The sequence below is a fragment of the Stygiolobus sp. RP850M genome, from assembly GCF_037389295.1.
GTDB lineage: Archaea > Thermoproteota > Thermoprotei_A > Sulfolobales > Sulfolobaceae > Stygiolobus.
The window spans coordinates 1-26,685 of sequence record NZ_JBBHKU010000018.1; the positions used below are offsets into that span (position 1 = coordinate 1).

A 26,685-nucleotide genomic window follows, 5' to 3' on the forward strand; every position below is an offset into this window, starting at 1 on the left:
CACCAAGATAAAAACCCCGTGCTCACCCTTAAATAGTATTACGCGAAAACAATTTCTTATAGAACGAGAAAAGATTGTTGAATAAAATTATATTAAATTAACAAAATTGTTGTCCACACTCCGAGGAGAATAATACTCTCCTCAGCTGGGGAAACATGGTCGACTTAGAAATTGAAGTGAAATCTTCGGCAAGAGGCGTGACAAGCTCCTATCATCGGACTGAACATTGTGACAAAATTCACGCACATAGGTGTGATAAAGAGGTAGGGGTAATAGGAATAGATGTATCAAAAGATAAATTAACTGCACTATGAATAGGCAGTTTAACGCTAGTGAGTAAAGCAGGTTTTATTGCAAAAGTAGTGTGGACTATGCTCAATTTTTAAGGAAAGGTTTTTATACCGAAAGCTCCCTGAATAAAAGCTTTTTATATCGACCTCTGAGATTGTTATTATGGAAATAGCGGTCTACTGCGGTAAAGTATATAGTTGGACAGACGAAATATGCAAACACAAAGTGCGTTTACCTGTCCTTAATTATAACTCAGTAATTGAGTGGATCAGTTCGCGTGGGGAAAGAGCTTTCCTAATTTTCGGTACTGATGTTATACCTTACACATTGTACGATTACCCGAACAGGCCGATAAACGAGACGGAAATTTTCAAATTTATGGAAAGAGGAGGTACGGTAATTTGGGTAGGAGATACTCCCTTTTATTACGTAGATAAAAACGGTGTAAAAGAAGAAATCTTTAGTAAAGGAAACCCGTTCCCGTTTGTGCCTAAAAACTTTGAGCGTAAGCCGATGTCTAAAAATAGTGAAAACACTATCGTGGGGGAAATTTTAGAATATAACCCTAAGGAATCTTGGAGACCGGTTGGAGCTAACCCGTCTTTGATACCAATAAGTATAACTGAAAAAGAAAGAGGTGGAGAAATGCTTTACTCAACGTGGATTTATAAATACGGAAAAGGTAGATTTGTAAGGGTTTACGACTCACCTTATGTTAACGTTGACTACGTGTTATCATTGCCGGGAAAATTAAGTAATCTGGGCATAGGTGTTAGAATAAGGAATTATAGAAGGCTTAGCGATTTTAAGATGATTTTACCTAATTTTAAAATCGGCGTAATCATGGGCAAGAACAACGTAGGAAAAACTAGCGTATTGGAGGCAATAGCAATGCTAGATACAAGTAACGTAAGTAAAATAAGGGCATTCAGAGGTAGGATATCTAATCAAATTGCTGAAACTGAACTATTTTTAAATAATGAATATTATAGGATACAGTTTTCCGATACATCCTCAACACGGATTGGTGACGCCAGAATACTTTTAATATATTCTAGTAATGCCAACCCTACAGTTACTTATGAGCCATCGATTTTACGCAAAGTTACCGAGCTGTTAAGTGAGTTTGACCCTAATATTTTCTATGTTTATTTATCTGCGGGTAATGAGCTCAGAGTATTATTTAACGATAAGACTGACGTTTCAATTAATGAGTTAGGTTACGGTTATAAAAGCTTGCTAAACTTCATATTGTCTTACGTCGTTTATCAGCCTAAGATTATCCTCATCGACGACTTAGAAGGATTTGCCTTACATCCAGAATTGCTTAAACAATTTTACGATTTCTTACTGAAATTGGACGTAGATCTGATATTAATAACCACGCAGAGCAGTGACGTTTATGCATACTTGGCAGAGAAGCGCTCTGACAATGTTAGGTTTATATTAATCAATGACGGTAAATACGAAGTCTTGTCTTCGGAAGAAGTCTTGGATAGGATGGATTATGAAGATTTAAGATATACAGCATTAAAAATATCTAATGAAGTTCACTGAAAAAGCTAAAATTGAGATAATTTTTGGAGATGGGCATTTAGACAGGCAAATAATTAAACATGCTATTGAGAAAAACAAAGATAAATATTGCCAAATCTCATTGTTCATTCCAGAAAGCGGTAGAAAAGGTAAGGGAAGGACTATTAACACTGGGATTGACGGAGTATTAAAGTTCATTAAAGAGGACGTTACAAGGTTTTCCTTAGGTTATATTATATTTGTTGATAAAGAACACTGCTCTTCTGATTGCGAGAACGACGTTAACAAATTAGCAAACAAGTATGGGATTTCCATTTCTGCTACGGAAAAAATCGCAGAAGATCTCGACATATATAAGCTGACTTGTAGTATAGGAAATAAGAAATTTTTCATGTATTTTATCTTTCTTGGCTTTTACTGCTGTATCGAAGATTTTATCCTTATAAAAATCTGTAAGAGTAATATAAGTAAGTTTACAGGAGAAGGGTGTTGTAAAAAATATAAGGAAATATTTAAGAGCGTACAAAAAGAAATGAAAGAATCTTGCACTGAAAAGACGTATGACGAGTTATTCAAAGCAATTGCTCGTGTCTTAGAAGAATTCACTACTATTAAAATGTAGCATATCTTACATTATTATAATTAAGGAAAAGGACATACTTTACTTACTTAGAGTATTTACATATGAGATTAGGACAAATACATCCTCTACAAAATTCTGAATGTTGAATATTCGAAGCTTAAGCATGATCTAAAAAATATTTATTACATTTACACCTCTAATATTTGTATGATAACAAAATATCCTGAGCATTTAACTCAAGAGTCGAGATTAGAGGTTGTAAAAAGTTATATATTGCACGAACCAGCATCATTAACTCGCGATAGAACCCCCGATATAATTAATATAGACGAGCTAGTCAAAAAGTGCTATGAGCGTAAGAAAGGAATAGAAGAGGACTGTTAGGAGATTTATGATTTATTTTATGGGTTGAGTTTAATGTTTAAGAGGAAGTTCATAGCAAAGGAGATAACTGCTGGATCTTGTACGTGGAAGGAAGATAGCGTTAAGTTAAAAGATCTTATAATCTGAACTAAAATAGAATGTTTTCCAGGGTATAAATACAAGGATATTGAAGAAATTGTGAAAAATGAAGAAATAAAAAGGAAAATTTGTGAAGAGGGAGAGAATTACGGTAAGAGAAGAGGCAAGCTAGCAGAGGATCCGATAATTGTGGTTAAAGAGGGAAATAAATACAGAATTTTAGACGGAAACGGAAGAGCGTTCTATAAACTTTCAAAAGAGAAGTGCGATATAAATAAAGAGATAAATGCATATATAGGCGAATGCAATGGAGTACGTAATATTTGTATCCCTTTTGGAATACCTCATTTTATTGAGGGATATTTAGGTTTACTAGTACATAGATTGGATTGAAGCACTCGTATAATAAAGAATAAATGCACTTAACTACAAATATCTATATATTGAGCGTTTACAATAAAAAGATTATAAAGATTATATGTTATTATGCTTTGTGGATTAGTTCAATAAATCTCATTAGAAGGATACAGTAAAAATATGTTTTCTATAGAAAATAATTTCTCTCCTAAATAATTTACTATATTTCTTCTTGACCTCAAAGCCCTTAGCCCCGACCAACAACAAGGTTAGCCATGTACATTGCATAAGCCAAACCAGCTTAGCATCCATAACTTGACCAGCAAAACTCGTATCCCTAACAGACTCACCAAATGCTTAACAGCAGAGAACAAGGACTCAACTAACCACCTTAACTAACCCTTCTCATCCCGCCAACGTTCTTCCTCAAGGTTTGCCCTGTAATTATAAATTTGAGCAATGATCAACACTGAAATTAATGAAAATATGCTTCTCAAGGCTATTGAAACCCCGAGTATTGTAATTATTGCTCCTCCGTAAGCGGGGTGTCTAACTAGCTTATAATGTCCTTTACCAACTACTCTATGGTACGAGTAAATGGTTACAATCGGCGAAAAATGCTTACCCAATGTAAACACTCCCCACAATCTAAAGGCTTCTCCTGCTATCATTAATATCTCTCCGACGTAAATAGATGGCAGGGGCAGTTCTCCCATCCCGGTGTAATAGGAATAATAACCGAAGAAGATTGAAAGAAATATTGCAAAAAACAACGATATAATGAATAGGAAAAAGGTAAAATATTCCCTCTCTTTGACTTTGGTCTTCTACTTTTTAATTCCGTAGGTTACTACTATGTCAGTTAAAAATACTGTGGAGTAGACAACGTAGAAGACCTCTTGTTTTGCGTAAGTTTAGAATATGAGAATCATAATTTAACATAAGACTACGGCGTAAAAAGATGATCGAAAGTTCGTGGAAACGAACTACATAAAATCATTATAAAGTCATTAGGTATACGCTTTACCTCCTCTTACGCTCAATCTCTCTTTTACCACTGAATAACACTATTTCACGTGTAAAATTCTACTTTAACGTACTTAATAGCAACGTCATGCTGCTTTTTATCTCCAGTTATTAATTTTTCTCCTTTATTTTCTGCAAGTGCAATGTAGAGCGAATCATAGATCGGTATTTTTTCCTTCAAAGAGATTTCCATTGCTCTCTGAAGGAAATCTACACTTTTATGAACAACTAATAACTGAGGTAAGAGTTCTTTAACTGCCTTTAAAGCAATTATGGAGTCTTCGTACTTCATCATGCCTAGTAGAACAGTCTTCTTCCATATAGCGTTAGAAACCTCAACTAGGGCTAGATCTAACGTTTCTCCTCCTCCTCACAATTCCTCTAACTTTTCCCAGCCAGGTTCCTTAGTAATTATCTTAACCAACATTGAAGCGTCAATTATTATCCCTATCTTCCCTCACCAATCTTACACCAACGGGCTCAGTCTCAGGCAAGGAGGAGATTACTTCGTGCAATTTCTTCATAGCTTCTTCTTTTTTCAATTCCTCTATTTTTTCTCTTATAAATTTCTCTATTTCCTCGTTCCATTTCACATTGTATTTTTCCATCTCCTCCCTTAATTCTCTGTCTATTCTTAAACTGTATACGACTTTCATAATATATCTTACGTATACGTAGAGATAAAAACCTTTCCACTGCATTTAATATTAAGCGTCAAAAATCTCTTTACTAGATAGTGTCTGTAGTTCAGAGTTGTCTTGCCTAAGCTTGTCTTAGGATATTCCTAATCTAAATAAGGCTAATGGAGGGCCAACTTTATCTAAATGAAAGCTAAACAATACCTATCACTATTCCTAACCCCTATTCCCCTTCCAGTGCTTATAATAAAGTCTGAGAGTCTTTCGTCCCTGAGGACTAAAAAGAGCTGGTTCCCCATACTATCGGAATTTCCATTCTCGTCCTCAAATTTACAGCCTAACAGCTCAAGGAAAGTTGAGGAAACTATCTTATTCACTAACCCCTCTAACTTCTTTTGGTCGCACTCCGCCACGATCGAAGACCACCCAACTCCTTTCAGCAGAAATTTCCCCTCCTTGACTTCAAAGGAAAAGTTCCTCATAATAGTACCTAGGTCAACTACTCCTTCTGTACTTCCTAGAGAGTTGGGCTTTTCTGAAGGGGAAAGCAGCTGCGTCACAAGTTAAGGTAATTGTAGAGCATTTGAATGAAGGTAATAAGTACTTTACTACTGTCCCTAAAATTAAGTGTTCTCGTAAAGACTACATTCGTCGTTTAACTGCGATGAGGGAGGCCGGATATCAATTGCTCTTTAAAGGCTATCGCGGAAAAAAACTCCATTGGTTAACGAGCAGTTGCAGTATAAAGAGTATTACGAGCTTTACAAGTTGTTAACGATACCTAGGCGTGGGGAGCCGGACAGGGGGGAATGAGGGCTAGAGGTTGAATACAAATCATGAAACCTCAATGAAAGTCCGACCCCTTCTGCACCTTCTATATCCATCTTAACTATTGAAAATTTTCCTAAGGACTCAACTGTTGTAGTCTCTACTTCAATTTTTTCTTCTCCCTCTTAGATGCTGTTCCTTGATAGTGTCGTCATTAACCTATTATCACACTCCTAGTGACTAAGGATATTGATTTTTAAAAGTAGCTGGCGAATTTAATGAACTGAAAGTCGCTCTAATTACTTAGTTTTTATTATACCGTTTTTTAGGTCTCAGTCCACAAAATACTTTAAAGAGGGAAAGGAAATATTTTCTAAATTTTCTATTCAGACTTCTTTTTCTATCCCAGTTTTACTGAATATTTTCTAGGTAAATAATTTCAATCCAGAGGTACTTTTGTGTGAATATCATCGTTATATCATTGTACTATTAATTTCTTTACAAATTCATGAATAGTATCGCACATCTTTGTTGCGTTTTCAGCATCAAATTTTGAATATAATTCTTCTGGCGGTGTTCCAGTTTCTTCATCTCCGTACATTGCTGGTTCTCTTTCACTTCTTAAAACTCTGGAATAATATGCAAACTCATCTATCTTCTCTTGGAACCATGCGGGGAATTTATTCCTCTCTTTCCTAAGGAGAGGCCCTACGTCGTGAAGTTTCGGAGGTTCTACGCCTATATGCCTAAGTGCCGCTTTAAGGAGGAGTTCTACTGCTTCTTGGCATTGCCTAACGGTATAAGGATAGTTTCCTTCATTTAATGCTTCCTTAGCATGCTTAATTCTTTCCTCTGCTTGTCTAATATACGATTTAGCTAAATCGTAATTATTCAAGCACGTCACCGAAGTCGATTATTTCTCCAAATTTGTAATCCCTCTTCCTCCAATACCAAGACTTTTTAGATAGCCAAACTCTCTCAAACCCCAATTCCTTCAGTCGCTTTCTAGTTTTTTCCAGAACCTTTCTAAAGAATCCATTTCTATCATAAAGAATTATTGCGTCCTCAGTCATGTCCATGTAAATAGGAGAAAACCTCATAGCCTCTTCGGGAGTTTTGAGAATAGGAGAGAAAGTCACGTAATATCCCTCGTCCATAAGCCTCATAATATCATCGTCAAGCTTTCTTTCAACCTTATCAAAGAGGATTACCCTTTCAGTTATAGTTTTAGGCAAATCTTTTATAACAAGTAGTAAATCTATATCGCTGTCCTTCCTATTATCCCCCCTTGCAATACTACCATAAAGTACTACGGAAATGAGCTTATCTTGAAACTCCTCCTGAAGAAGCTTAGTAAGCTTTTCTAATAAGCTCTTGTAAGGTTCCTGCACGAGATATAATAGTTACGGTGACAATAAAAACTATTCCCTTTTTGAGACTGTAACGCTTCTATGTAGCAACTCGTTATTTTTAATTACTTCTAAATATTGTTTTGACAGTGTGTCCAATAAATTTTTGTTTTTTGTATAAAATATTTGTAGGGCGGTGAGGATGTATTGTCGGGGAACCATGATTAGCAAGCTAGAATTGCTTATTATTACTCAAAGGCTATAAAGGCTGGGATCAACTTAGCTTTAAGAGGATTCCCTAAACGATGCTGTTAAGGAGTTATACAAGATCATTCCTTACGCGTTCTATGCCGAAACTGCTTATAAGCAGGCTTTAGCATTGGTCGAGAATAACGGTGATAAGGTTGAGATTAGAAAGAAGTGGATTGCTTGTAGGGGGAATAAGAGTGATAAGGGCAATAGGGGGATTAAGTTTCACGTTTTTGAAGACCACGTGTTAATTAAGGTTAAAGACCCTGGGGTAAGTGGGTTCACGGGAAGGCGTACTTCGGTAAAAAGTACTTACCATTACTTTCTGAGTCAGAGGAGTTATCTCGAAGGAAGGAGGAGGGTTATAGTGCTGTAATAAGTTTCAAGCATTATCCTATGATCCACCTCCAAATCCCACTCTGGTTGTACTTAAAGCACTTCTCTTCGCCGAAACCCAATGGTTACGGTTTGTTTGCTGGTTTTGATTTGAACAGTGATAGGTTGAACATTGTTATAATTAACAAGGATGGTTAAATTATTACTTTCAAAACTTGGTGGTATAGCGAGGTAGTTTCCCACGGTTTTCCTAAAGGGAAAGCTAGGGCTTTGCGTTTGAATGCTCTTTCGCAAGTTCTCATTTTCCTATCAAGGGTTGGTGTTGATTACGTTGCTTTTGAGGACTTGTCCCTGGTTAAGAAGAGGAAGTTCACTAGTAGTATGAGTAGTAATAGGAAGGTTTCGCGTTTTGCTAAGAAGCAATTATTAATCCACGGTGTTATTAAAGCGTTAAGGTTAGGTTTTAACGTTATTCTAGTTAATCCTAAGGGTACTATTAACTCAGAGGATCACGAAAGGGTGATGAGGGAAAAGGGTTTTGATAGGCATACAGCCTCAGCTTACTTAATAGCCTTAAGAAGATTAAAAGTAATTAAAAATAACGAGTAGTTACGTAAAAATGTTACAGACTAGTTTGTAACTAAATAATAATATTTTCAGTTAAAAATGTTATTTCAAATTAGGTAATAAATACAATTTAATTAGCATTAGTATAACAAATAATTTATACCCGTAAAGGGAGTGCACTTATTACATTAAAGATTTTAAGCGTAAAATAGAATACTCATCTATGAGTAATTCATTAGAGAGGTATGCTGAATTCCTTGAGGATTATGCGAAATACTTACTTAATAATAAACCTATTATCGATATTCCTTTATCTCCACAAGAACTAATTGATGAAGCTTCTAGGATTAGAGCTAAACTAAAAGTAAGGTCAGAAAAAGGCAAAATCGTAATAAATCTAAATGAAGGTGATACTATTTATTTTATAAAATTCTTGGGAGAGGTTGTGTTTTCCTTTGATAAGCTCTATAGACCATTAAAGATAGAAATAGAGATAAAAGAACGTATTGATGAGTCTATTTTTAACGAAAGTCAAAAGAAGTGCAAGTCAATAAAATATGACAACGGTTTTGTTGAAGTGCTTTTGGCAAAAGGTGATGTCGAACATTGGGCGCACATTGAGGGAGAGGTTGTGTTTTCCTTTGATAAGCTCTATAGACCATTAAAGATAGAAATAGAGATAAAAGATTTAATGGATAATGAGAAAGTATTAAAAAGTGCTGATCTTATCTGATCATGCTAAAAAACATTTGGAAGATATTAAGCGGTATTTAAGTAAATTTAATGATCCAATAGATCCCTTAAGTAATGAAGTATTAACATTTTTAGAAAGAGTAAAAGGAATTCCTCAAACTCCTAATTTACGCTTAGGCGAATCAGAAAGATGGAGAACAGTTCTTCACTTTAGATCTTGTGCGAAAATAAGATATGTAATAGCTAAAAGGAGCAGTGAGTTAATTTTAGTAACAGTACATCCAGATCCAGATACTCACAACTATATAGAAATACAATGTTAAAATAGAATTCTGACATAAATAATGTCACATACTATAATTTCTATTCTTCTTCAAATATCTTATTACTTTCTTATCTGCAATATAAACTAGAAATGTCTTTATCTTCATATACTTAATATACTTATACTTGATCGAAAATAACTTTTCCTTAACAAGAATCTTATCCGTTCTCTTATTTTCTATAGCCTTTTTCATAATAACTGCAAGTGGATTAAAGGTGAGTTATAACTCATGCTAACAAAAGAGAGTATAGGGAGTTTGCCAAAAAGTTGGGTTATGATACTATGAAAAAAGCAGGAGGATAGTTAAAATTTAATCATTCAACATAGACATAAATTTCGTTTTTATTCGAAATAAATATTAAAAAGTCTGTAATATCATGTTGGAAGGATTTCTATTCCTTAATAAAACTACACGTGATCTATAGTTATATATTTACGGTTTTAAATGAAATATTCTTTACATGATCAAATACAGCTGTAAAGATAAAAGTTACTGCAAGTATTAATATTACGTCTTCTAAAGGAATTGGAGTTACTATAATCCCTAATGTGGAGATTAATATTACAAATATTATATCTATTATACTACTAGTGAAAAGGAATTTGCCTGGCCTTGATGACCACATACTTCTCCTTTCCCTAACCATATATACTGTAAATTGTCCGCTGAATACTAACATATCGAATATAAAAGTATGTATCTCATTAACATTTAGTTTCAATATATCGTCCCCTAACCATAGCGTGAAAAATGACTCAATGATTACTAAAAACGCCAATATAAGAGAGGCTTTAACGATTTTTCCTGCATCTAATCTCTCTGGTTTCTAAGTTATAAGTATAAAAAATGGATTTTTATGTAAATACTAAATCGGAGGACATCACTATGAAGTCTATGTGAAGAGGAGGATGGCACAATGAAACTCCCCATGTAGTGGCTGGAAGTACATAATCCCTAATTTAGGCGTGGTGATGAGCTAAGTGAATAAATTAAAATTGTTAGTCATGATGAAAGTTTAATTCTCCTTACAAGTACCTCATATTTATTACTCTCTTCCCAGACTTTAAAAGGTTTATATTATCGAAATCTCTATCAAAACTTAACAAGAACTGTGTACTTAGTTTATCCATCGAAGAAAGTGTAGTACAGTCCGTAAAACTTAATTTCCTCTCGTATTTAACAAGGTAATTTACGGCATTAACAAACACTTCCCAATCTATTAGGAATATGTCTAATTCACCTTCTTTCACCTTTTCCAAGATCAGTTTAGCTACTTTAACGGCATAGTTTTTATTAACGTGATATATTAGGAAAGTTATAAGCTCGTCAAATATGTAATCGGTAATTACAGCCTCATACTCTTTTATTTTTTCAGACAATTTTAAGGCCTTTTCATGATTCACATCGTTATTGTTTAGATAAGCTACGAAGTATGATGTATCTAATAGAAGTTTATCCATAGACTACATCATCAATTTTTTCTGAGGAATCCTTATTCATTTCTGTGATTAGGTTGTTGAATGCAGCCATGTTTAACGTCTTCTTATTCTGCTTATTATTTTCATATAATTTGATAAGGAATTCTAATACCTCATTCAGGCTAATGTCTTCACCTTTTTCTGCCTTAAGTTCACCGGCAATCTTCATTAACTTCCTTTTTACATCATCTGAAACTTTAATTGTGGTGTAAGTCATAAGTATACTTTGTATACCTAGTATTAAACTTTTTCTCTTTAATACTCAGAGTGAGCAATAATTTCACTCATGAAACTTAGTTTAAATTTCCTAAATCCTCTTTCATCAAACATAAAAATATTTAATAAAAAATCATGTCTATTAATCTGCATTAATTGTGAATTCTTTTCACAATAAACGCCGTTTATATCATTATCATAAGTTTTTACTACAAGAAGTACTTAAAGTTTAAATGAGTGTGGACAATAATTTTGTTAATCTAAAATGAATTATTTGAATTGTTTGTGCTCTATTAATAGAACATTGATGATAATACCTTTTTAGGGTGAGCACGGGAATTACTTTAAGGAATGCTTGAATACTTAGTATTATTATCCCTTCTATACCACTAGTTAAAAAGAAGCCTAAAAATAATACTGTGGAAGTTGAAAATAATGAGATTATAATAGTATTTCTTGACCCGATACTGTCAGTTAAATAACCAGCTAAAATGTAGGATATTACTAATATGGGATAACCAAGAGAGTAAAAATATAATAACTAATAATGTTGATAAATGATAAAAATCATAAAGAGCTATTCCAGTATAAGTCCATATTGCTGTTAGGGAGGAAAATCTTATAACATTTATGGAAAAAATAATCTTATCTTTCATAAAAGTTCATCTAATGGATGATGTATAAATCTACCAAAAATTTTTCGCAAATACATAGTTGAGCGTGATCTTGAGTAGATATATTCTAGACATTAATCGATCTCTATTTATTTGTAGGTAGGAGGCGTATTACATCAATGTTTACCGATTTTAAGTACTCACCGCTACATTCCGTGAGCGTATTAAAAATCGATGAGAAAATTTTCAACTGATAGTAAATGTTTCTGATATTTCAATTTACCCAAGTTATGGAGGTCATTTGGCTCACCGTGTGTGATGGTTCCAACGGTGGTTTTATGTTGAATAGGATTCGCGAGACTTACTAAAACTCCTCATAAACGTCTATGAATTTCTTGTACCAGTTCCTATATTCACTTTTTGTTACTATATGGAATTCGAATGGATCTCCTATGTCTAATTCTCTCTCGATAATGACCTCAATGTTTACTTTATCCCATACGCTTTTAGCCCTATCAGTGATTATTAGCACGTCTACATCACTATCATCTCTATAATCCCCCCTTGCAACAGAGCCGAAAAGTATTACCCTACACTCGGGATCCACCTTTTTAACACAGACCTCTTTAATTAACTTCACGTAACGCCTAGCGTTATCAAGGAATTCTTTCCTCTTATCCCACTTCCTTTTAAGATATTCCCAGCTCATTAAATATCACCTCTACAACGTTTAACGCTTTTTCAACAGCCTCTTTATCGTAATTAGTAGGTAAATATCTTGAGGCAATATAAGCTTGTTTTAACAAATCTAAGGTAGAGATTTCTGAGTTTAAGACCTCTTTAAGCTTCTTGTTCTCCGTAAGCTCTATAATTCTCTTCAATAAGTCTACTATGTCATGCGTTTTTGGGAAAGAACCCGTTAATTTGGAAATGTAGTATTTTAGACCTAGCTGTAACGCCTGCTCTAATGAAAATAATGCCAAATTATATCTACCATCACGTAGTAGAAGCTTAGCGTAATTTAAGAAATCCAGTGCATTATTTTTTAAGAACTCCATAATTTATAAAACTGTATAGGACTTATAAATCATTATCCTATTTAGGATGTGGATAACAATTTTTTATAAATCATATGAAATTTGTTTTTAACTCGTCATTAGGTTCATGCAAGAAATCCTCTAAATCACAAGAGTTTTCTGAATTCGATACTTGTAACCCATTACTTCTCGTTTAAAACCCTCTTAGCCTCTTCCAACATTTCCTTAACTCTATTTAAATATGAGGTGATATCAGAAGTCGTTAACTTAGCTTCATGAAAGCCCCACACGTGGAGGAAATATGCACTACTCCACCCGTCCAATACCCAATTACCCAGCTTAGTTGATAAAGTACTTAAAGCATTACCGAGCGTATAAATATACCACCTACCCTCCTTAACGGCTCGCTGATACTCAGGTAAATTAAACTTCTCTGAAAGGGCCTTAACTACCTCTTCTGCCGCTTTATAAGCTTTTTCAGAAGCTTGAACTGCATCACCCTTATCTAAATACTTAAAGGCTTCAGCCATATACTTCTCAGCCAACTCAATTCTGAACTTTATGCTCTCTTTAAGGTAGACATGGGACAAAGCTGAAAGTATTAACTCCTCGACGTCAATGCCCTTTTCCTCAGCCCTCTTTATTAACTTCTCCATAAGTTAAAATCTCCCAAAAAGATTAAAAAACTACAGAAAGTCAAACTTACAGAGGAAGGGTTAATAAAGCGAAAAGTCTAAAAGTATAACCAGATCCATGCCTCTTGGTCACCTAGCCCTTATTTGGCAAACTACGGGCAACGTTATAGTTAACCAGAATTACGATGCTATTAATAATTCTCTCTAGATAATGAAGTGATGCCTTTCCTCTTCTTTCGAAAAGGTTTATAAAAACCCAGAGTTACTTGCCTTTATGCGTAAAACAATTATAGCGTTAATTGCTTTAACTCTTGTAATTTTAGCTTCTCTATTCTTTTTTTATATTAGGTATTAAGACGGAAAAGAGTATACAGAAGAGTTTAAGTACTACTACAACTGCGAAGGCTACGGAAACACAGCCCTTAGTAATTACTCGTAATGGAATAGAGGAGAAAGTGTCCTTGGGATTTGATGGAGAATACTATGTCTTCGTAAACTTTACTAACGTTGGTCAAAAACCAATTGTAATACATACTATCAGTCTGTTTTCACCTAATTCTACAATTACTGGATCCTCCCTCCCGGCAGTTCCATTCACAATAAAAATATTAGACTTAAACAACGGAAAAACTTACGCGTTGTTTCCTTCAGGGCTATGGTCGTTATTCGTTAAAGTCATAAACTTCACGTTTTTCCCTGGTGAGACGATTTGGTTTAAGTATATGATATATTACGTTTGCAACACGAACTTCTCTATATTTTCTCCCTTTGCATACTCACATTTAGTAGTATTACCGCTAGGAGAATATAAACTCTTAATTAATTCCTCTCTTACAAACACTACAATATGCTTACCTTTTAATGTTAGTATACCTTTAGGAGATTATGTTTTTGGCAAAAATAATACAATTTACGCAATATTACCACCTAACGTATCACAAGTTGAAATAAACGGAATCATTTCGAAAGTTGTTTTTCTAGGTAATTTCACCTATGAGGTGGTAAATTCGCAAGAGATATTGAATAACCTTGGATTGAATAGCACTGGAAATTCCACCGCGGTGGTACCAATGGAGATAAACGTATGGATTAACGGTAAGGAGTACAGCCTGTATGTTATAGGTATTTCGTATACTCCTAGACTTATTTAACCGATTAAGAAGTTATGCCTTTTCAACTCATAATTGTTTTATTAATCCGATAAAACACACAATATCCTTTGAAGGGTAAACCGGTGTAGCTATGGTATCACCTATATACAGTCGCCAGTTTCCGTAGACTTTTAATGAATCGTAGAGTTCCATGCTTAGATAACGCTACAAAATACTCTCTGAAAGAACGTAAAATGTTGGGAATGTAGATGAGTTAGGAAAGGGATACTGCTAAACCGGTGATTCCTAACCCTATCGACTGTTGCATCCCAAAAGGGATTGAAAGGTATAGTTAACGGCGTTAAAGTGGTGTAAGCTATTATGTGTAGCGTCCCACTTACTGTAAAGCTCGTAATTTTTGTAAGAAAATCGAAGATTCCGTAAGTAGTTTTTAGATGTTTTGTGGATTACTCATTAATTTCCATTAAAATTAAGCGTTAATTTAAAAGCAGTGTAATTTCTAGACAATAAACTACTCATGTTTTCGTATATATCCTTATCATCATTAGCTTTGATAAAGAGACCTGCAAAACATTTCGAGTAAAACTTATATTAGTGGGTTTCGTTTGGGGTAATTATGAAGAAGGAGTTTATACTAAAGATTGACGATAGAGGTAGAATAACGATACCTAAAGAAGTTAGAGAATTATTAAAAAGCAAGAGACTTAAGTTAAAAATAGAAGATGGAAAAATCATACTGGAGCCCGTGGTATTAGATGTTAACGAGTATTATGGTATATTTAAGAAGGATGTAGGAAATGAAGACATAGATAAGATATTGAATAAAGCACTAGCAGAGGTATTATTAAATGACAAACAAGGGAAAATATTTTGACGTAAATGTGTTTGTATATTACCTTACTGGGGATAAAACTTACGGCGAAAGAGCAAAAAATTGGTTAAGCATGGAAGACTATAAATATACTTCTGTTGTGACTCCATTCTTATTGACCGTCGTATTAGGTAAAATACTTGGTAGGCCATTAAAGGATTACGATTTTATCAAAACAATAAATGAAGCACTGGAGAGCCTAAGAATAGAATACTTAGAATTGCCAGAATGGAGTAAAATTGTGGATAACGTTAAAAGATATGATATAGATCTAGAAGATTCGATACATGTTACGACTGCGTTAGAAAACGGGCTCGAAATCATATCTGATGATAGCGAGTTAAAAAAGAAAGTAAAGGCTGAATTTTAGTTAATGAAAATTCTTAATCTATAAATTGGTTAACTGGCCTAGGTCTTCTGCAGTTCTCTAGAGCAAGAGGAGTACACGATCCAGAATTTCGCTGGGTTTTAGTCTAAGGATAAGTTAGCTCGTAAAAGAATTTTCGTTTGTTAAGAGAGTTAAGGGAAAACGAAATGTTACAAGGGTGATTTTACTTTACGGATTTATCTCTGGAACTAAGAGTGTGGACAACAATTTTGTTAATATAAAATGAATTATTTGAATTGTTTGTGCTTTATTAGGAGAACGTTGATGATAATACTTTTTTAGGGTGAGCACGGGAGGTATTACTTGGAGGTGAGCACATGGAAACTAGATGGAAGGTTCCCGTGCTCACCCAAATTATACTAATTTTAATGGAGTATATTAACCTTAGCCCTAGGTTTTACTCTAGGGAGACCGTAGCCTCTGCATTGGCTAACTACGTTTCTGGATTATCCTCTTGGAGGGTAGTTTTACCCCATTCCACTCTGCTTTACTATCATAGGAGGTTGAGTTATGTTAAGTACGCTGTGCCATTGAGTGGTGTTTACGCTATTGACGAGACTAAGGTGAGGCTAATTAATGGTCAGTACTATTACGTGTGGATTGTTAGGGATGTAAAAACCAAGGGAATACCCTTCTTCATGGTCACTAGTGTTAGGAGTGGAGTACATGTCTTGGTAGTTCTTGCGAACATGAGTAGGGCTGAGGAAATAGCAATGAGGGTGTTTAGGAGAAGGATTGATAAGGTAATTTACTTGCACGATGGGGCAACAGCATACAACGCCTTCACATGGTTAAACGTAGAACACGAGAAGGTAACGTTCAACGAGAGGGATTACGCAGAACAAGGGTTCAGAAGTTTAAAACATAGGCTCGCATCAATGGACTTCCACTTCCCTTGGAATAGTAACAAGTTCACAATAACTAGGTGGTTATCAACATTCTTCCTAATATACAACATCCTTTACACCCCAACGTACTTGTTAGATAAGGGGGTGATAATAAATGTAAATATTTCAAATGAATGAAATTGTTGTCCACACTGGGAACTAACGAAGATAATGATATAGAGTAATAAACGTGCTGAGAATTAATGAAAGGAAGAAAAGGCTAATCAAAGGCTTACATAATAGACACCGGTCACCCTACAGCCATGGGCTATGGCCAAATTAGTCTTTAGACACGTTCATCAGGTTTTCCCATTCTTTTTCCAATTCTTCATTCCAAAAATCATTAAAATATTTCTTAGCATTGTCAATGACAAACTGTACTACGTTTTTTATATCCTTCTCAACCTCTTCTTTATCTTTATAGTTAACTAAATTGGGGTCAAAACCGTTATATAAAAAAGAATGTAAAGATTGGGCTATTCTTACCACCAAACTTACGTTATAGCCTAATTTTTCAAGATCATATGAAACTCCTATAAGACCCGTTGTTGGGGCAGAATAACCTATTCTCTCATACCATTCTTTTTCCTTTTCAGGCTTGTTCTGAATTATTCTATCAAAATCCTTTACAATTAATGCACTTATAAATGACTTTAAGGAGATAAAAGCCTTAGACGATGCGTTAGTTAAAAGCCCTCTTTTCAACATTTCTAACGCCAACCTACTTTCGACTAAACTTTCCATAACTTTCATGTGGATATAAGATTTGGGATTTTCTTTGTAATCTAATACCTCGTACACAATATCATTATTCTGGTTCTCCTAATAATACGTTTTACTGACGATTTACGATCAGAGACTTTTAGTTATTTTTGCCTAGAAGCTCGAAATAATAAAAAACGATCTAAATGAAACTCAACTTTCATACTAATATATAATTTCTTTTAGACTTTGAGTATAGTCTATTGAAAGAGACTTCAGCAGGTGTGAATTAGGAGTCCTACATTCCCTTTCGTTTTCCGGGATAAGCCTTGAATAGATCTATTTGAGTGACCGTACCTTCTTCATGGCTAATTATTTCTACACCTTTAATCATAAAGAAGGAGGAAATTGATGAAGGAATGGAGAAATTAGATGAAAAAATATCTGGACGGAAAAATTCTTAGGTTAACCTTTTATTTTCTATATAAGCTTCTCTGCTTTCTGCGTATAGCTAACTAAAGCATTCCTTAAGTCTAAACTACTACCACAAGGAAGGCAGAGACGAGAAGTGGTCTATTTTAATCTCTTGATAATCATCCTTTTTGTCTTAATAAAAACTTCCATATGGGGATGAACTTTACTCCCCCTATCTCGTCTTCGTAGTCCCAAGTTATAACGACTTTTTCCCTCGCCTTTACCTTAATCAACCCCTCAATTTCCCTCTTAGGTATTTCGTCCCTCCCAGAAGCGTAAGTAACTTGAATAGCTTTATCCCCCGTCACAAAGTCTATTTCATAATTATCACCCTTCAAATAAAACAGCTTTACACCGTTCCTTACCAAATGAATTGCTACTAAGTTCTCCATTATCCTACCCGTTGAGTTATCCAACGCTAACGCAGATATGAAACCTGGGTCAACTACGTAAACCTTTTTTGGTGAAGTCATCCCCTCTCTGGGCTTTGTGGTAAACCTCTCCGACGTGAGTATCACGTAAGCGTTGATGAGACCGTTAAACCACTCCTCAACAGTGTTATTGCTCAACTTTAACGTTTTAGACAGCCTCGACAGCGAAATCTCATTAGAGTAGTACTTTATGACGTTTACCGCGAAAGCTTTGAACATTTCTACCCTCTTTATTTTCAACCTCTGGACGACGTCCTTGTAGACTATATCTGAGAAGATAGAAAAGATAAGGTCCTCAGAGATCTTTAACACTTCCGGAAACCCGCCCACTTTGATGTAGTTTTCTAATTCCCTCTTTATCAAACCCTCTGAGGGAGTCGTAAATACTCCTCCGATTTCCTCGATTTTGACACCCTTAAACCTCAAGTACTCAGAAAAAGAGAACGGTAATAATGTAAAGTCAGTATGCCTTCCTGTTAGGGCTGTTGACAGTTCGCCAGAAAGCATCTTGGAATTACTCCCGGTTACGATTACCTTTTTCCCATCCTCCCTTAACCTGTTCACGAATAGTTCCCACCCCTCGACGTTGTGTATTTCATCAAAGAGGAAGTAATTAACATCTCCGAAGAGTTCGTATATGGTTTTCTCCAGCTTGTGTAAGTCTTCGACCTTTATCCCTGCTAACCTATCGTCGTCAAAGTTAACGTAACCGAAGTCCTTGTTCCTCAAGAGCATTTCAGCCAGTGTAGATTTCCCGCTCCTCCTAACGCCAAGGATAGCTAAAATGTTCGGATGGTTGAGGTACTTTTTTAAATCCGGTACGTCCCTCTCTATTATTCTCTCCCTTTCAAATTTTCTTTCCAGCCTAACTTTTTGGTCTACTATGACTTGTTTTATCTCGCTCATCCCGTGTATATTCTCACCCTACTTTTATTAACTTATGCAGTATAGTGAATAAGCTTAAGGCTTTACTTATGCAGTATAGTGAACAAGAAAAATTGAATAAAAGCTGTACATATCGATTATAATACAAAAAGTGTTGAGGGTATCAGGATTCAATTTACCAATCTTACGTCGCACGTATGGAAGGAGGGCTTATATAGAGGTAGATGGGTTAAGACTTGGTAGCAGACCATTGCAGGATTAACGAAATGGGACAGTTAACATCATTGGCTATGAATTAATGACAATGTAAGGAGAGAGATAAAATTTATCTTCTGTTCTAAGGGGACTCTCACACTTCATTTCTCCTGAAAGAAGATTTGGAAAAGGTCACGGAAAATATCACCGAAGGAGTAATGATCCTCCCAGCCTCAGAATACTCCCTCAAATATAGAGAACCTACTCCATGACCATTCATTAAGGTACCGTGCGATAATAGTTGGTTTCGTAGTTGCGTCATTTGAGCACTCAGATTCTCATCAATTTTTTATAGGTTTTTAGAGTAATGGCTCTTATTTTAGTTAACGTGTAAACAGTGTTCAGATTGAAAACGAAACTCGATCCTATCTATTTATACAATTTGTACTTAATTGGCGAAATTATCACCAGTACTCCCTTATCGAATGAGAGAACTGGATATAGACAAAGCTTATATTTCACCTTTTCAAAATATTAATTATGAAAGCCCCGCTAATGTTGGGGATACATACTAAGAAAGGAGATAAGTTATTCCTCTACATACAGATTATCTTTTGGCTCGGGTACGTTTTGGTTGATGTCGGGATTTTCTTGAATAAAATACTCTTATTTGGTGTATTAGCTGCAGCTTTAATATCAATCTCAATTATCCTAGCTGTAAAGTCATACCCCTATCTACACTTCAGAATAACACCGGAACGAGTCGAAGTAGGTAGGTTAAAGATACCTTTAGACAGAGTAAGGGAGATAAGAGTATTGAGGATTAGTGACTCTACAGCGGATTTGAGTATAGTTTATGAAGGAGGAGAGAGGACTATTGAGGATGTGAAAAACTGGAAAGAAATCTTAGAGACTTTTAAAAGATATAAAGAGAGTGTGATCTGAAGTTCAGGAGGTAATTAAAATATTAACTACAACACGTTGACTTAGCTCAGAGGTACTCCCGATTAATAACGAAAGTTGGATTTTTTAACAAGCAAGGGAACGTCGAATAACTATTATGTTTGTCAACCTAGTTTATTTATCCGTCTATTGCCCTAAATGAGATTATCGAGGTCTCTCGTAGTAAGCTTAAGTGTTTATGCTGATATAAAACGACCGTGATGGTATTAAAGTGGTTAATCTAAATGAGATAAAGTCTCTGACCTTCTCCACTTTTCCTATGACGAGAAATCAGGAGTCCATCGATAAAGAAACCCTCACAGCTAGGATGGAAGTCAGTTCCTCTTAGTTTACAATCAATAATTCTAACCTTGTAGAAATAAAAGTGAATCTTGAGGAACTATATCACTAACAGAGCCATCACTGAACGTGTTTCTAAGGTCTCGAACACAGTCAAGAGAGAGGTGGAAAAGTATATTTAGTAGAAAAGTATACTTTATCTCGTGGTAACTACAATAAAAGTCAAAGACAAGACAAAGCTCGACCTTGAAAATTTAAGGGCTGAGATTTTGCTGAAGTCAAATACTAAGCTGACTTTGGAGGAACTGCAAGACTACCTTATATCCTTTGCAATTGATAATAAGGAGTCATTTTTTGAGTATGTGATGAAAAATTTCAAAAGGAAAAATTATGAGAAAATGAAGGAAGCTATAAAGGATTGGGGTATTGATACTAGTAATATTGACGTCGACAGTGTGATATATGATAATCCTTGACACGAGTTTCCTAATAGCTTTTTATAATAAGAGGGATTCCAGACATAGAGAGGCCCTGAAGATCTTCGACGAGATAGCCAACGATAAGCTAGTTATTTCAGATTATATCTTCGACGAGGTAGTCACGTTTTTAAGGGCTAAGGTGCCATGGATAGCTCAAGAGGTAGGTGAGAATATTTTAGAGAACTTGGACGTGATAAGAGTTAATGATGAGGACTTTAAAACAGCGTGGGAACTGTTTAACAAGTTTGATGAATTAAGTTTTACTGACTGTACCACTTTGTCCCTCTCGAAGAGGCTAAAAATTAAGAGGGTAGTGACCTTTGATCAATCGCTAACAAGAGCATTTGAAAAGATTAATAAGAAATAGCTGAGTTCGAGAAAAGGCACTTTAACTTAAGACGGCGATTCGATACTGCTTCTGAAAAGGCGTATAAGGTCGTTAAGGAAGTTATTAAAGCCTTATCAGAGAAGTTTGATTTGCCCCTCTTCAATTACTCCCGTCCTTAGCCATATATTTCCTAGCGAGGGTAAGTCTAAGCTTAATTCCCTCTTTAGGGTCTTTCCTTGACATCGCTGTAATTATTAAATCCTCAACATCAATCCCCATCTCTTCAGCTCTTTTTATCAACTCTTCCATCATATAAATTACGTAGTTAAGGTCTAAAATATACCTAACCGATTTGCACAACAAGAGTTTCACGATTCATTACGTCGGCTACAAAAACTTCTCACGATTATCGTTTAGGCTATGTCCCTCGGAGTTTCCGTGAACATTGACTCTTAAGCTTTTCTAGGTCAAATGGTTTTTAACTATTGTTAACTAGTATTTCTTATGGAGGAGTTGATAAGGAAGGCAGAAGATATGGGAATTAACGTTGAAGACGTGTTGATAAGCTTGATAAGTAAGAACGATCCTAAAGAGGAGATAAGGCTTAGGCTTGATCTTGCTAAGAAGTATATGAGGGAATGTGAGGAGTACTCAAATAAGGGTGACGCAATTCAGGCTTCTGAGAAGGCTTATAAAGTCGCGGAAGAGTTGATTAAAGCTTTAGCCGAGAAGTTCAACCTTGAGGAATACCAAAAGACCTTAAGGGAGGGTAGGTGGTATACTTATCTCCTTGTGTCGGCTTCTAGTAAGCTCTCCCAGAAATTGGGGGACTGGGTATTGTCGGGCTGGGATGCTGGTTACTCACTCCACGTATGGGGTTTTCGTGAGGCTAAGCTCACTGTAAGTGATATAATACCGAGAGTGGAAAAGGTTAGAAAAATGCTTGAAGAAAGCGAAAAAATACTTACCAACAATTAGTCTTTGACCTCCTAAGTCGAGCATACCTAAAGGATATATCTCCTTGAAGTACATGGGATTAAATCCTGATTTCTTCACGTATTGGTCAGATTAACGTGATTCGTGTCGGCTTAAGGCTAATTTTTCGTAACGTCATGAAAATGTACTCGGTAGGGTTGCTGAAATACTACGTCGAAATTTTACGTAGTTTCGTTGCTTAAACACCTAGTATTCACACATCATTATATGCCTGGATACAATTACTCTAGGTGAAACTGCATTAAGAGACCATGATCCCTAAGATTATCCGTGAGTACCTAAGTACCCATTAACTAGTGCTCATGTTTACGAAGTTGAAGGTAATAATAGTACATGATTGAAAGATGAGCCTAAAGGTGCTGTAAATACCTTAAATTTAGTAAACTTGTCTGAAAGTTAAAAAAAAGAAAATGAAATGGGATAGGATAAAGATCAACGGTTGTGTACTTTAAAATCAATATACCTAACCTATTAGCCTCCTTATTTTTATTATGGAGAGAGCAAAACACTCATATCATGATAAAAGTTAAGAGAGTTTACGATCCTTTAGAAAAGGATGATGGAATAAGGATTTTAGTAGACAGGTTGTGGCCTAGAGGTATCAGGAGAAGCCAAATAGACGTTTGGCTCAAGGACGTAGCCCCTAGTGATGAACTAAGGAGATGGTATAATCACGAACCTGATAAATGGGAGGAGTTTAAAAGGAGGTACTTTGAGGAACTCAGTAGAAATCCTAAGGTTGAAATACTCTTACAGTTAATTAAAAAGGGGAATAATGTAACCTTACTTTATGCCTCAAAATCTCCCTACAATAATGCGGTGGCGTTAAGAGAGTATTTAGAGAAGGTATTAAAGGTTTGAACTCCATTCTATAGGTCATGTATAGAACCCCCTTTGAAGTAACATTACTAGTAGAGGATCACCCTTGTGAAGTAATGAATGTAATATCATTAGCAGGACTTAAGGCGAGTGTGGAGAACGTTAAGTTAGGAGAACAGACTACGGATCATATAGTTAGTTTCGAAAAGGAGATAGGGAAGAATGAAGTCCTAAAATTAAAGTCAAATAGCGTTAAAGTGCTAAAACTCAGTGAAACTAAAGTATGGGTGAGAACTAGTGGATGTGCAGTATGCAGGATACTTTATACTTCTGATGTAGTTGTAGAAAAAATAAAAGTACTAAAAGAAAGGACTTTACTCTACACTTTACTTGTACCTGCTAGCTCATCATTTAAAGAATTTTTAACCAAATTATCGAAAGAAGGAGTAAAAGTAACAGTCTTGAACGTCTCGGAGATATCTAGCGCAGAACTAACTAAGAGGCAGATGGAAATTCTCCAATTAGCATACAAGCTAGGCTATTTTAATGACGAAAGGGGTATTACATTATCTCAGTTAGCGGATAAGTTGGGAATAAGTGCTCCGACTTTAGAGGAGATATTAAGGAGAGCTCTTAGAAAAGTTGTAAAGTATTATTTGGATAAACACTGATATAATTGAAAAATGATGACATTAACTAAAAAATCATCTATTACTATACGTACTTAACAACCCTTTCCTAACATGACTATGTAAATTACTTAGGTCTCTAGTACAAGAAATAATACTATAGACTTAACAAGTGACAGAATTACTATGGGAAGGAGGCAAAGAAGAAATCGTATCAAGGAAGTTGTGGGGAGTTTTATTGGCTAAGTATACGAGGAATTTTGAAGCCCTCTGAACATTATGTAAACCCCTGGGGGCTTTACTAAGGGGGGATTCGAGGGTCTACACGCGTTTTATGGCTAAAATCTTATGGTGTCTAGGAGTTGATTGAAATGCTATGTATAACTCCCGACTATTTAAGGTCTGGATAGCCTAAAACGTTAGGTGTGTTTTATTAAAATGCCCCCGTTATAAAGGATGTTGTATGGAAGTCATCACAGTTGTATCCGTGTGCGATTCGATATCTGGCGATGAACTCGTCCCATCAGTTATTAATGCTCTTCAGAAGAGGGTCTTAATTAGACCTCCTCATGCTTCGTGTTTGATATTAAATTTAGAACAGTTGGTAAAAGTCTACATACGTTCACGGATTATCACTACCGGTTTTCCTATTATCTACATCTTTCCAAGGTATGGGATTCTATTGTTTTATACTTACTTAAAGCAGGTGATTAAATGAAAATGAGAGTGAGAAATCACGCCTTATACTTCATAGGAATCTTGTCTTATGTAGTTTCGTTAATTCCATTCTTTGGAGTTAACGTAACCAGAGCTCTACTGTTGATCCCAGTAATAGCATATACTCTGCCTATACTTGAGCACTTACAACCTAAAATCATGACTTTAAAGATTGACTATAAGGATATACTGTTAATACTTTTAGCTATAATTCCCTACGTTTTTATTGAAATTAATAATGTAATAATGTATATAATTGTACCAATAGTGTTATTAATAGTAACATTGACTTTCTATTTTAATAAAAATACGTTGTGGGGAAACGTTCTTGGCACGACATTTGTAGTCTCATTGTCCCTAGTTTGGGCTTTATTTGAGGGCAACCAGTTTCTTATACCCGATATTTATTGGATATTATATATATTCACAGGGGCCCTATACGTAGAATATAAGATACCTTATCGGAGACTCGATAAATCTATAGTCCAAGTATCTTGGATATTATCGTTAGTAATACTTACTTTGATTAGCTTAAACACTCCCCTATTACTTGTGTCGTTGATAGAACCTTCAACGAGGTTTTTAAGACCCGGAGAAAAGTTAAAATCACCTAAAGAAATAACACTTCTCGTTAGGAAGGGTTCTAAAAGGGATGTGATCTTTGTGGTCTTATTAATATTATTGTCCTTGTTGTCACTTCTCCATTATTAATCAGTAAGCACGAATATTGTGATGCCATTCGAAGACGTAAAATAGGTACCTTTCTCCTCTTAAAACAGTTAAAGACAAAACAGATGATGCAGAGAACATGTGAGAATCTCCTCTCCGTAAAACAAAGGAATTCGTCCCAAGTTAATCCATAATAAATATTGACACGATAGAAATAAAAATACTTTCTCTTAATTTTTTTATAATGTTGAAACAATGACATAATTAAATCAAAGGAAAATTAAACATCGATCACTCGTATTATAGTTAAAACTAACAACAATAAGAATGATAGATTAAAAGGAGAGGTGGTAACTGGTTGACGACAAGGAGTTTTACCCTTAAAGATTTTATAAGACTATATATTACTTTATATACTTTTCATCAAAGAATTTATAAGCTACGACAGCTAATATTTGTCGTGACAGTCATTAGCGTAGACTTAGGGGACACATTAGTCGCCTTCACGCCGAGGAGGTACGAACTTATATATGAAATCCTTAAGGACCACGGTTATACATTCTCGCTGAGGAAAGTCTATAGAGCTTATGTAAAAGTAATGGCTAAACACAATTTTCCCGACGAGAACGGAGTTAACCCCTTCGATGTAAGGGATTTCCTCTACGAACTGGGCATAAAGCCCACTGATGAAAAACTGATAATGGAAATTAATGGGATTAAGAGAGGAGACGAATATTTCCTCTTAGAGGACGCGGAGGATTTCTTAGAGTGGGCTAAGAGTAAGGGATACAAAATTGTTCTGGTGTCTAACGCTACGCCTAGGGCTAAAAAAGTAGTCGAAGAATTGGGTTTGAACAAGTACTTTACTCACACAATCTTTTCTTTTGAAGTGGGGTTAGTGAAACCAAACCCTAAGATATTCAGTATAGTTACTAGGAGAGTAGGAATCCCAATATACCATGTGGGTGATATAATGGAAATGGATTATGCGGGGGCTGAGAGGAGTGGACTCAGAGGGGTCTTGCTAAACAGATTTGGTTTTTACGATTTCGGGGTAAAGAGCTTAAAGGATTTAACAAAAGACTAAGGTAATTTCTCTACGTATGCACGTCAGATAAATGCCAATTAAACAAGCTTGCTCAGAAATTTTATATCTAACTATGTGCTATTTTAGAATTCCTTTTTCCGATTTATACTTTACTTCTCTGAGCTCAAAACCTTAATTCTCCTATATCTTCTTCTAGAATCATACGCTAGCTCTATCGATATTCTACGTTCAATAGTTATATACTTCTAGTCTTCTTTTAGACGCTTCTTTGAAATTCAACTATAAGATTGTAGAATTCATTATTTTTACCAATACTTGAAAAGCAGACTGGAAATTAAAAATTGAAATACTAATTGGTCTTCTTCTACAATGAAATCTATATCTTTCTCGGTTTCAGTGCTAACGTCTTTCATTCTCTAAAAACAGCTACCTCTTATACTTAGGATCGTCGTGAATTATTATATCCTTTAACTTATCAATGTTCTCTTTCATCATTCTTTCAATTTTCTCCTTAAGGTTGCTTTGTTGATCTCTTCAATTTATTTCATAAGCATGATATGATACACTGAGAATTTTTCAGTAATTAATATTTATTTCAACGTTATTTGCAAGCTCACACCCTAATACCCGGAGCTCTACCAACTAAAGAATT

At 35.2% G+C, this 26,685-nt stretch carries 32 protein-coding genes and 5 pseudogenes; 20 read left to right on the plus strand and 17 right to left on the minus strand.

The genetic code is table 11. The annotated features are described in order from the left end of the window. Nucleotides 1–155: 155 nt before the first annotated feature. From WIW52_RS01140 to WIW52_RS01155, 4 genes and pseudogenes are all read left to right on the plus strand, one after another. Nucleotides 156–302: pseudogene (locus tag WIW52_RS01140) on the plus strand (IS110 family transposase); the annotation flags it as partial. Nucleotides 303–453: 151 nt separating this feature from the next. Further along, the gene (locus tag WIW52_RS01145; RefSeq protein WP_337708061.1) at nucleotides 454–1,848 is read left to right on the plus strand and encodes an ATP-dependent nuclease; all 1,395 of its coding nucleotides are present in this window, start codon (nucleotides 454–456) and stop codon (nucleotides 1,846–1,848) included. Then, complete coding sequence (locus WIW52_RS01150; protein WP_337708063.1) at nucleotides 1,835–2,449, plus strand: hypothetical protein; 615 nt, start codon at nucleotides 1,835–1,837, stop codon at nucleotides 2,447–2,449. The genes WIW52_RS01145 and WIW52_RS01150 overlap by 14 nt, the downstream gene beginning before the upstream one ends. A 522-nt stretch (nucleotides 2,450–2,971) precedes the next feature. Then, entirely contained in the window at nucleotides 2,972–3,265 is a 294-nt protein-coding gene (locus WIW52_RS01155) for a hypothetical protein (RefSeq protein WP_337708064.1), read from the plus strand. Between the two features lie 359 nt (nucleotides 3,266–3,624). Here WIW52_RS01155 and WIW52_RS01160 read toward each other — a convergent pair whose 3' ends face one another. From WIW52_RS01160 to WIW52_RS01185, 6 genes and pseudogenes are all read right to left on the minus strand, one after another. Beyond that, nucleotides 3,625–4,002 (minus strand): methyltransferase family protein, encoded by a 378-nt coding sequence (locus WIW52_RS01160; RefSeq protein WP_337708066.1) that lies wholly within the window; start codon nucleotides 4,000–4,002, stop codon nucleotides 3,625–3,627. Between the two features lie 299 nt (nucleotides 4,003–4,301). Continuing rightward, nucleotides 4,302–4,595: pseudogene (locus WIW52_RS01165) on the minus strand (type II toxin-antitoxin system VapC family toxin); the annotation flags it as partial. 94 nt (nucleotides 4,596–4,689) lie between these two features. Beyond that, entirely contained in the window at nucleotides 4,690–4,911 is a 222-nt protein-coding gene (vapB, locus tag WIW52_RS01170) for a type II toxin-antitoxin system VapB family antitoxin (RefSeq protein ID WP_337708067.1), read from the minus strand. 164 nt (nucleotides 4,912–5,075) lie between these two features. Beyond that, on the minus strand, nucleotides 5,076–5,453 hold the full coding sequence (locus tag WIW52_RS01175; RefSeq protein ID WP_337708068.1) for a hypothetical protein: 378 nt from the start codon (nucleotides 5,451–5,453) through the stop codon (nucleotides 5,076–5,078). A 686-nt stretch (nucleotides 5,454–6,139) separates the two neighbouring features. Beyond that, the gene (locus WIW52_RS01180; RefSeq protein ID WP_337708069.1) at nucleotides 6,140–6,556 is read right to left on the minus strand and encodes a HEPN domain-containing protein; all 417 of its coding nucleotides are present in this window, start codon (nucleotides 6,554–6,556) and stop codon (nucleotides 6,140–6,142) included. Beyond that, on the minus strand, nucleotides 6,549–7,052 hold the full coding sequence (locus WIW52_RS01185) for a nucleotidyltransferase domain-containing protein (RefSeq protein ID WP_337708070.1): 504 nt from the start codon (nucleotides 7,050–7,052) through the stop codon (nucleotides 6,549–6,551). Before WIW52_RS01185 ends, WIW52_RS01180 begins: the two co-directional genes overlap by 8 nt. A gap of 192 nt (nucleotides 7,053–7,244) precedes the next feature. Between WIW52_RS01185 and WIW52_RS01190 the strand changes: the two are divergent. The 3 genes and pseudogenes from WIW52_RS01190 to WIW52_RS01200 form a co-directional block, all read left to right on the plus strand. Then, nucleotides 7,245–8,204, plus strand: a pseudogene (locus WIW52_RS01190) (hypothetical protein); the annotation flags it as partial. Between the two features lie 181 nt (nucleotides 8,205–8,385). After that, a complete protein-coding gene (locus WIW52_RS01195; RefSeq protein ID WP_337708071.1) occupies nucleotides 8,386–8,895 on the plus strand; it encodes a hypothetical protein in 510 nt (169 codons plus the stop codon). Continuing rightward, nucleotides 8,879–9,178, plus strand: a complete 300-nt coding sequence (locus WIW52_RS01200) for a hypothetical protein (RefSeq protein WP_337708072.1) — start codon at nucleotides 8,879–8,881, stop codon at nucleotides 9,176–9,178. The genes WIW52_RS01195 and WIW52_RS01200 overlap by 17 nt, the downstream gene beginning before the upstream one ends. Before the next feature lie 24 nt (nucleotides 9,179–9,202). Here WIW52_RS01200 and WIW52_RS01205 read toward each other — a convergent pair whose 3' ends face one another. The 7 genes and pseudogenes from WIW52_RS01205 to WIW52_RS01235 form a co-directional block, all read right to left on the minus strand. Then, on the minus strand, nucleotides 9,203–9,373 hold the full coding sequence (locus WIW52_RS01205) for a hypothetical protein (protein ID WP_337708073.1): 171 nt from the start codon (nucleotides 9,371–9,373) through the stop codon (nucleotides 9,203–9,205). A gap of 232 nt (nucleotides 9,374–9,605) precedes the next feature. Then, nucleotides 9,606–10,007, minus strand: a pseudogene (locus tag WIW52_RS01210) (plasma-membrane proton-efflux P-type ATPase); the annotation flags it as partial. Nucleotides 10,008–10,206: 199 nt separating this feature from the next. Then, nucleotides 10,207–10,641 (minus strand): type II toxin-antitoxin system VapC family toxin, encoded by a 435-nt coding sequence (locus tag WIW52_RS01215; RefSeq protein ID WP_337708075.1) that lies wholly within the window; start codon nucleotides 10,639–10,641, stop codon nucleotides 10,207–10,209. Then, a complete protein-coding gene (locus WIW52_RS01220) occupies nucleotides 10,634–10,876 on the minus strand; it encodes a hypothetical protein (protein WP_337708076.1) in 243 nt (80 codons plus the stop codon). Before WIW52_RS01220 ends, WIW52_RS01215 begins: the two co-directional genes overlap by 8 nt. Nucleotides 10,877–11,853: 977 nt before the next feature. Next, nucleotides 11,854–12,198 (minus strand): nucleotidyltransferase domain-containing protein, encoded by a 345-nt coding sequence (locus WIW52_RS01225; RefSeq protein ID WP_337708078.1) that lies wholly within the window; start codon nucleotides 12,196–12,198, stop codon nucleotides 11,854–11,856. Further along, entirely contained in the window at nucleotides 12,179–12,547 is a 369-nt protein-coding gene (locus WIW52_RS01230) for a HEPN domain-containing protein (RefSeq protein ID WP_337708080.1), read from the minus strand. The genes WIW52_RS01225 and WIW52_RS01230 overlap by 20 nt, the downstream gene beginning before the upstream one ends. Nucleotides 12,548–12,708: 161 nt before the next feature. Next, nucleotides 12,709–13,182, minus strand: a complete 474-nt coding sequence (locus WIW52_RS01235) for a PaREP1 family protein (RefSeq protein WP_337708082.1) — start codon at nucleotides 13,180–13,182, stop codon at nucleotides 12,709–12,711. 440 nt (nucleotides 13,183–13,622) lie between these two features. On the opposite strand from WIW52_RS01235, the gene WIW52_RS01240 reads away from it, so the two are divergent. The 4 genes from WIW52_RS01240 to WIW52_RS01255 all read left to right on the plus strand — a co-directional run bounded on the left by WIW52_RS01240 (nucleotide 13,623) and on the right by WIW52_RS01255 (nucleotide 16,557). After that, nucleotides 13,623–14,312 (plus strand): hypothetical protein, encoded by a 690-nt coding sequence (locus WIW52_RS01240; protein WP_337708084.1) that lies wholly within the window; start codon nucleotides 13,623–13,625, stop codon nucleotides 14,310–14,312. 577 nt (nucleotides 14,313–14,889) lie between these two features. Beyond that, the gene (locus WIW52_RS01245) at nucleotides 14,890–15,147 is read left to right on the plus strand and encodes an AbrB/MazE/SpoVT family DNA-binding domain-containing protein (protein WP_337708086.1); all 258 of its coding nucleotides are present in this window, start codon (nucleotides 14,890–14,892) and stop codon (nucleotides 15,145–15,147) included. Further along, entirely contained in the window at nucleotides 15,122–15,514 is a 393-nt protein-coding gene (locus WIW52_RS01250) for a type II toxin-antitoxin system VapC family toxin (RefSeq protein WP_337708088.1), read from the plus strand. The genes WIW52_RS01245 and WIW52_RS01250 overlap by 26 nt, the downstream gene beginning before the upstream one ends. Nucleotides 15,515–15,849: 335 nt before the next feature. After that, entirely contained in the window at nucleotides 15,850–16,557 is a 708-nt protein-coding gene (locus WIW52_RS01255) for an IS6 family transposase (protein WP_337708090.1), read from the plus strand. A gap of 141 nt (nucleotides 16,558–16,698) precedes the next feature. Here the strand turns inward: WIW52_RS01255 and WIW52_RS01260 are convergent, their stop codons facing one another. The 3 genes from WIW52_RS01260 to WIW52_RS01270 form a co-directional block, all read right to left on the minus strand. Then, nucleotides 16,699–17,220, minus strand: coding sequence for a PaREP1 family protein (locus WIW52_RS01260; RefSeq protein ID WP_337708091.1), 522 nt, complete (start codon nucleotides 17,218–17,220; stop codon nucleotides 16,699–16,701). A gap of 494 nt (nucleotides 17,221–17,714) precedes the next feature. Beyond that, complete coding sequence (locus WIW52_RS01265; RefSeq protein ID WP_337708093.1) at nucleotides 17,715–18,932, minus strand: ATP-binding protein; 1,218 nt, start codon at nucleotides 18,930–18,932, stop codon at nucleotides 17,715–17,717. Nucleotides 18,933–19,260: 328 nt separating this feature from the next. Next, nucleotides 19,261–19,428: a hypothetical protein gene (locus tag WIW52_RS01270; protein WP_337708095.1), complete on the minus strand. Its 168-nt coding sequence runs from the start codon at nucleotides 19,426–19,428 to the stop codon at nucleotides 19,261–19,263. A 218-nt stretch (nucleotides 19,429–19,646) separates the two neighbouring features. Here WIW52_RS01270 and WIW52_RS01275 point away from each other — a divergent pair, with 218 nt between their 5' ends. From WIW52_RS01275 to WIW52_RS11245, 4 genes are all read left to right on the plus strand, one after another. Continuing rightward, complete coding sequence (locus WIW52_RS01275) at nucleotides 19,647–20,051, plus strand: DUF3093 domain-containing protein (RefSeq protein WP_337708097.1); 405 nt, start codon at nucleotides 19,647–19,649, stop codon at nucleotides 20,049–20,051. Between the two features lie 500 nt (nucleotides 20,052–20,551). Further along, on the plus strand, nucleotides 20,552–20,824 hold the full coding sequence (locus WIW52_RS01280; RefSeq protein WP_337702620.1) for a hypothetical protein: 273 nt from the start codon (nucleotides 20,552–20,554) through the stop codon (nucleotides 20,822–20,824). Beyond that, nucleotides 20,811–21,194 carry a type II toxin-antitoxin system VapC family toxin gene (locus tag WIW52_RS01285; RefSeq protein ID WP_337702622.1) on the plus strand — a complete coding sequence of 128 codons (384 nt, stop codon included), beginning with the start codon at nucleotides 20,811–20,813 and terminating at the stop codon, nucleotides 21,192–21,194. Before WIW52_RS01280 ends, WIW52_RS01285 begins: the two co-directional genes overlap by 14 nt. Next, nucleotides 21,191–21,334: a PaREP1 family protein gene (locus WIW52_RS11245; protein WP_443294901.1), complete on the plus strand. Its 144-nt coding sequence runs from the start codon at nucleotides 21,191–21,193 to the stop codon at nucleotides 21,332–21,334. The genes WIW52_RS01285 and WIW52_RS11245 overlap by 4 nt, the downstream gene beginning before the upstream one ends. On the opposite strand, the pseudogene WIW52_RS01290 reads toward WIW52_RS11245, so the two are convergent. Then, a pseudogene (locus WIW52_RS01290) lies at nucleotides 21,330–21,467 on the minus strand (PaREP1 family protein); the annotation flags it as partial. The gene WIW52_RS11245 and the pseudogene WIW52_RS01290 overlap by 5 nt on opposite strands. 192 nt (nucleotides 21,468–21,659) lie before the next feature. On the opposite strand from WIW52_RS01290, the gene WIW52_RS01295 reads away from it, so the two are divergent. From WIW52_RS01295 to WIW52_RS01315, 5 genes are all read left to right on the plus strand, one after another. After that, nucleotides 21,660–22,133, plus strand: coding sequence for a PaREP1 family protein (locus WIW52_RS01295; protein ID WP_337708099.1), 474 nt, complete (start codon nucleotides 21,660–21,662; stop codon nucleotides 22,131–22,133). A 534-nt stretch (nucleotides 22,134–22,667) separates the two neighbouring features. Further along, nucleotides 22,668–23,012 carry a DUF488 domain-containing protein gene (locus tag WIW52_RS01300; protein WP_337702627.1) on the plus strand — a complete coding sequence of 115 codons (345 nt, stop codon included), beginning with the start codon at nucleotides 22,668–22,670 and terminating at the stop codon, nucleotides 23,010–23,012. Between the two features lie 17 nt (nucleotides 23,013–23,029). After that, nucleotides 23,030–23,641 (plus strand): helix-turn-helix domain-containing protein, encoded by a 612-nt coding sequence (locus tag WIW52_RS01305; RefSeq protein WP_337708100.1) that lies wholly within the window; start codon nucleotides 23,030–23,032, stop codon nucleotides 23,639–23,641. A 672-nt stretch (nucleotides 23,642–24,313) separates the two neighbouring features. Then, entirely contained in the window at nucleotides 24,314–25,027 is a 714-nt protein-coding gene (locus tag WIW52_RS01310; protein ID WP_337708102.1) for a hypothetical protein, read from the plus strand. Nucleotides 25,028–25,445: 418 nt separating this feature from the next. Then, a complete protein-coding gene (locus WIW52_RS01315; protein WP_337708104.1) occupies nucleotides 25,446–26,072 on the plus strand; it encodes an HAD family hydrolase in 627 nt (208 codons plus the stop codon). Nucleotides 26,073–26,685 lie beyond the last annotated feature (613 nt).